Below are 5,500 nucleotides of genomic sequence, written 5' to 3'. Positions count from 1 at the left end.
TTAGTTATAATCCCATATTGACTACGGTCATGCTTCGCCCCTACAAACATATTTGTCAAAGTGAGATGTACTCTGACTGTGGGTAAGTCGTATATTTGTACAAGACCTAACTAATAACTAAAAAAAGCATGGATTGGCAACTTTTAGGAATAACTTTTATTACGGTATTTTTGTCAGAATTGGGTGACAAAAGTCAATTAGCTGCGATCGCCCTTGGTAGCAGTTGTAACTCGCCGCGGGCTGTATTTTTCGGTACGGCGTCGGCGCTGCTGCTGGCGAGTTTCCTTGGTGTTTTAGTAGGACAAGGTACGGCGGAGGTGTTACCGGAGAGACTGGTAAAGACGATCGCGGCGATCGGATTTGCGGTAATGGGCTTGCGCTTGCTGTGGCCGAAATCAGATGAGGCCCAAGCTTCAGAGTAGGATTTGCGATCGCTAAAATTCCCAAAAATTAACGGCGGGTGTGAATTCACGCCCGCCGCTACAGTTTGAGTTTTTTCTCAATTCAACCTTTGAGGATTGTGTCAATTAAACTTGGTTTTCGTAGCACCAGCCCAGCAGCGTACCGCCGACAGCCAACTTCATCGCTTCCAACACAAAATATCCTTGGTGGAGTGAATTCATTCCGGCGGGCGCTTCTGTGGCGGAGTCGAACAGATTTAGCTGCATTCCCAAGGCGCTCATTTGAGGTGTGAGGCCGTAGGTGTCAATCAGGGCGATCGCCAGAAGTACCAATGATAATACGATTGCTGTGCGGCTGCGCTTGCCGGAGTCACCCATTAAATTGCTCAAAACCATCAAACCCGTTGCTACCACGCCCGAACAGATTAACTCGACGCGGTTGAATCCCCAGAACATTAAATTTCCGGCTGTTGCAAAATCGGGAGATACCATCATCCCAGATACGTAGAGACTGGGCATGACTAATAGATCCAAAATCACGCTACCGCTGAGCCAGAAAATTAAGGCTACCATGACAATTGCTTGCCAGCGGGGTCTGATTGATTCCACTCTCGATGTAGTAATAGCTGTCATATAATTAGACCCTCTAAAATTTTATTCTGCCTTTTCTAGAGCTTAACTAACTTTTTCCGATAATCGTGTTAAGTATTTTTAAATTAATGGTAACTTTTGGTTAACTGATTTAGAAGAATTGTTAAGCGTGCAGGCTGTAGGGTGCGTCAGCAGCGGATTGTTCGATCGATAATTGACTGCTAAAAGCTGACGCACCCTACTGGGATTCAGCTCGTCGGGCGATCGCACAGCAACAGTTTAAACGTTGTGGCGATCGCAAACAACTATTGATAATTACTCATTCCAGCAATATAGCGATCAAATTTATGTGTTATTATTACAGTTAAATTGCCAAATATCAAAGATATTAGCCAAGGATTGAAATAAACAAAATTCTGGAATTGAGTGCGGCAATAGCCAATTAATTTAAACCCGATAAAATAATTTTGTTCGGCTCTTACGCCTAGGTCAATCCCACGAGCGATTCGGACGTTGATATGTTGGTAATTTTATTTTTATCAGGTAACAATTTTCGCAAAACTTGGGAAATACTAAGTAAAACTCAACCGAAATTTGGTGTAAATTTATTAGTGCGAACTCCTGCTGAAATTGAACAAAGGCTAGCTTGGAATGATTTATTTGTCAGGGAAATTATCGAAAAAGGAAAGGTGATTTATGAATCCGCTGACAGTTTAATTTATCGAAAAGCTTGCGAACAAATAGGGTTGAGTTTTGGTTTGACTCGATAATACCCAATTATGCTTTAATTGTATTTTAATTCGACCGTCGGCGTCCGGCTGACGAAAGTTTGTATATACCTGGTTTCAGCCGCCGACTATAATAAATAATTATGCCTAAGTTTCAAATATCATCTTGGCTTCCCCGTCTCCCGACTCAAGTCTGGATTCTCGCCGCCGGCAGATTCCTCTCGCAAAGCGGTACCGGTTTTACTTTATTTTACGCGCCGATCTTTTTTGTCGATCGCGTCGGCTTATCTGCAACTGCTGTCGGGATTGGTTTGGGTAGCGGTTCAATCTCGGGAATATTCGGCCGCATTTTGGGCGGTTCTTTTTGCGATTCCTTATTTTGGGGAAGGCGGCGAACTTTATTGCTGGCGGCAATGATTTCGGCTGTCGCTTCTTTGATGTTGGCGGCGACTAATGATTTTCCAGGTTTAGTGGCGGCTAATTTATTAATGGGTTTTGGTGTGGGTTTGTATTGGCCTCCAACCGAAAGTATGGTTGCGGATTTAACTGAGGGCGCGCAGCGACAGGAGGCTTTTGCTTTGACGCGGCTTGCTGATAATTTGGGTTTGCAAGTTGGGATTATTTTGGGCGGTGTTTTGATTGCGGTAACGGGGAATTATCGATCGCTCTTTATCATAGACGGTATCTCGTTTTTAGTGCTGTTTGCGGTGGTGGCGAGTGCAATTTCGGAAACCTACAAACCTGCTAACTCAACGGATACAGGTAAAAAAAATCTCAAAAATGGCTGGATGGTGGCGCTGGGCGATCGCACTTTGCTAGTCTATGCTTTAGTCAATACTCTGTTCACTCTCTACATTTCCCAAATTCAAACCACGATGCCGCTGTATTTTAGCAAGTTTGTGCAGGTGGGGACATCGGAAACAGGCTTTTCTACGGGTACAATTACGGTTTTGTTTGCTTTTAGCACATTTTTAACCGTGGCTTTGCAGATGCCGGTGGTTAAGGCTTTGAGGCGGTTTTCTCATCCGCAAGCTTTGATGATTTCGGCGCTGCTGTGGGGAATCGGCTTTATGGCGATCGGCTTGACGGGAATGGCTGCAACTGGCAATCTATTTTTAGCAGTTGTTGGCTTGACTTTTTTGTCGGTGGCGACGGTTGCTTATACGCCTTTTGCTTCGGCTTTGGTGGTGGATTTAGCGCCGGAGTCTTTGCGGGGCGTGTATTTGGCGGTTAATTCTCAGTGTTGGGCGATCGGGTATTTAATTGGGCCGCCCCTGGGCGGTTTCGCTTTGGATCGAGGTAAATGGGTGGCGGATAATTTCTGGTTGGGCTTGGCTATGAGTGTGATGCTGGCGATCGCAATTTTGCAAAAGGTCGATCGAATGTTAAAAAAACAGTTCCTAAAACACTAATTTTATGATTTTATTGGCCTAAAAAACCAATTATAAAAAATTTTTACCAGTCTCAAATTTTGATTAGTGATTGTTTAAATTAACTTATCACTATCATAAAAAATATTAATTATAAAAATTGTATCTTGCCATACCTAATAGGTTTAAACTTACTACAAAGCCAGTACAACTTTTAGAATTTTTTTTGTGAGGAATTATAATGAAAGGACATCTACTATTTAGTTCTGGTGCCTTAGGTTTACTATATATACTTGCCAGTTCCTTGCCATTGGCAGCGATGCCTGCCGTTCCAAACCAAGAACAATTAAGCACTCAAGAGTTAAAAGAATCAGACACTAACATTACCCTAAATACAACTGCTGAAAAGGATATCGCACTTTCCGAAACATCTGACTTAAAATTAGTTGCAGGGCAGCCAGTTGACACCACCATCTCAACAAGCAATCAACTCGCCAGCCTTAATATACCAGAAACAACAGCATCAACCACAGAAAATCCAGCCGAAAACTCATTAATCTCTTCAGAAAAACCAGCAACTCCAGCCCCAGCCGAAGTCACAGAACAAATATCTGTGATTCCCGAGCCCAACTCGCAGACACCAGCCGAAATCACAGAAGAAACATCTGTAATTCCCGCCCCAAACCCTGCACCAGTTATTGCCCAAACACAAACCTCAACTTCCGAAAAAATAGTCCAAATCGCCAACAGCGCTTCCTTAGAACCCGGCGCAACCAACAGCGAAACCCCAGAATCCACCGAGTTCCAACAAGTAACATCTGTCTCGCAACTCTCCGACGTGCGCCCGACAGACTGGGCATTTCAAGCATTGCAATCTCTCGTAGAAAGATACGGCTGTATAGCGGGATATCCTGACGGTACATTCCGAGGAAATCGGGCAATGACTCGCTACGAGTTTGCCGCCGGTTTAAACGCTTGCTTGGACAAAGTTAACGAATTAATCAAAGCAGGTACGACCAATTTAGCGACGAAAGACGACTTAGCAAAACTACAAAGATTGCAAGAAGAATTTGCAGCAGAATTAGCGACTTTGCGCGGTAGAGTCGATGCTTTGGAAGCCCGCACCGCCGAATTAGAAGCCAATCAGTTTTCGACAACAACTAAACTCAAAGGCGAAGCAATTTTTAGCGTTGCCGGCACCACCAAAAACAATCACAGCGATACTCAGACTGTCTTAAATTACCGACTGCGCCTGAATCTACTAACCAGTTTTACAGGGAAAGATACCCTAATCACAGGCTTGCAAGCTTACAACATTCGCAGCTTCGGGCCTCAGTTGGGTTTGTCAACAGGGGCATTTAGCGGTTTGTCGGACAGTCAGGCCAAACTGAGTTTTGAACCGCAATTCCCCGGCATCAATCCTCAGAATTTATCTAGCATTGGCGCTAATACTGTTGAACTCTACAAGCTGCTTTACGTGTTTCCTGTTTCTAACAGTATCACTTTATTTGCAGGCCCGAAAGCAGAAACTTCGGATGCTTTTCAAGCAATCACTCCCTTTGCTGGAGAAGGGCAAGAATCTATTTCGAGATTTGGAGGTTACAACCCTGTTGTGCGCGTATCCGGCGGCACTTCCGGCAGTGGTTTAGCATCAGCAGGCGGGTTTATTTGGAACCTTTCTAAAAAAATAAATCTTACAGCTTTGTACGGTAGTGTAAATGCTGCTTTGCCTAATGATTTGGGCTTTCCGGCTACTCCGTTGGGTGCGGGTTTATTTAATGGAAGTACCGTTGCTGCGGCACAGTTAACGATTAAACCAACTAACAGTCTTGATATTGGTTTGAATTACGCTTACAGCCGCCACCAATTGAATATTCTAGCGACGGGATTGTCTGATGCCGATTTGGGTTCAATTTTGGGAAGGGATAGACAACCTGTTAGCGGCGGTGTGAGCATGAATTCGTTTGGTGGTACTGCAACCTGGCGGCTTTCTCCTAAGTTTGCTGTTTCTAGTTATGGAGGTTGGATAATTGCTGATGCTGAAAGAAGCAATGCTTCTACAACTTTTAACAGTTGGATGGTCGGTTTCCATTTCCGAGATATGTTCAAAAAAGGCAATAATGCAGGTATTCTGTTCGGGCAGCCTTTGGATCGGGATTCGGTAAGCGGCGGTGCTCGTTTTCAGACAAATAAGGCAACTCCTTATCATTTGGAAGCTTATTATCGCTTCCAAGTTAATGATAATATCAGCATTACACCCGGTGCTTTTGTGTTGTTCAATCCTGAAGGTACTAAGGATAACGATACTGTAGGGGTGGGAGTTCTCCGCACTACTTTTAGTTTCTAGAGTTGCGATAATAGACAAGAGTGCAAAAATCATAGAAGGGCGTAGCATTTGGACATAAAATCT

At 44.0% G+C, this 5,500-nt stretch carries 5 protein-coding genes; 4 read left to right on the top strand and 1 reads right to left on the bottom strand.

All coding sequences use genetic code 11. The annotated features are described in order from the left end of the window. The first annotated feature begins 128 nt into the window (after positions 1-128). Positions 129-422, top strand: coding sequence for a TMEM165/GDT1 family protein (locus QT974_RS30425; protein WP_333472108.1), 294 nt, complete (start codon positions 129-131; stop codon positions 420-422). Between the two features lie 105 nt (positions 423-527). On the opposite strand, the gene QT974_RS30420 is transcribed toward QT974_RS30425, so the two are convergent. Next, on the bottom strand, positions 528-1,034 hold the full coding sequence (locus QT974_RS30420; RefSeq protein ID WP_333472107.1) for a hypothetical protein: 507 nt from the start codon (positions 1,032-1,034) through the stop codon (positions 528-530). 476 nt (positions 1,035-1,510) lie between these two features. Between QT974_RS30420 and QT974_RS30415 the strand changes: the two genes are divergently transcribed. The 3 genes from QT974_RS30415 to QT974_RS30405 all read left to right on the top strand — a co-directional run bounded on the left by QT974_RS30415 (position 1,511) and on the right by QT974_RS30405 (position 5,437). Next, complete coding sequence (locus QT974_RS30415; protein ID WP_333472106.1) at positions 1,511-1,762, top strand: hypothetical protein; 252 nt, start codon at positions 1,511-1,513, stop codon at positions 1,760-1,762. Positions 1,763-1,863: 101 nt separating this feature from the next. Continuing rightward, positions 1,864-3,132, top strand: a complete 1,269-nt coding sequence (locus QT974_RS30410; RefSeq protein ID WP_333472105.1) for an MFS transporter — start codon at positions 1,864-1,866, stop codon at positions 3,130-3,132. A 277-nt stretch (positions 3,133-3,409) separates the two neighbouring features. Beyond that, complete coding sequence (locus QT974_RS30405) at positions 3,410-5,437, top strand: iron uptake porin (RefSeq protein WP_333472104.1); 2,028 nt, start codon at positions 3,410-3,412, stop codon at positions 5,435-5,437. Positions 5,438-5,500: the final 63 nt, after the last annotated feature.

The organism is Microcoleus sp. BM001215392 (assembly GCF_036700185.1).
Classification (GTDB): Bacteria; Cyanobacteriota; Cyanobacteriia; order Cyanobacteriales; family Microcoleaceae; genus Microcoleus.
The sequence above is the reverse complement of the archived record's forward strand: the minus strand, read 5'-3'. Positions and strand labels throughout refer to the sequence as shown.

Excerpts from the sequence above, each read along its gene's own strand:
- QT974_RS30415 (WP_333472106.1), top strand. The coding sequence starts at position 1,511 with ATGTTGGTAATTTTATTTTTATCAGGTAACAATTTTCGCAAAACTTGG.
- QT974_RS30420 (WP_333472107.1), bottom strand. The coding sequence starts at position 1,034 with ATGACAGCTATTACTACATCGAGAGTGGAATCAATCAGACCCCGCTGG.
- QT974_RS30405 (WP_333472104.1), top strand. The coding sequence starts at position 3,410 with ATGCCTGCCGTTCCAAACCAAGAACAATTAAGCACTCAAGAGTTAAAA.
- QT974_RS30410 (WP_333472105.1), top strand. The coding sequence starts at position 1,864 with ATGCCTAAGTTTCAAATATCATCTTGGCTTCCCCGTCTCCCGACTCAA.
- QT974_RS30425 (WP_333472108.1), top strand. The coding sequence starts at position 129 with ATGGATTGGCAACTTTTAGGAATAACTTTTATTACGGTATTTTTGTCA.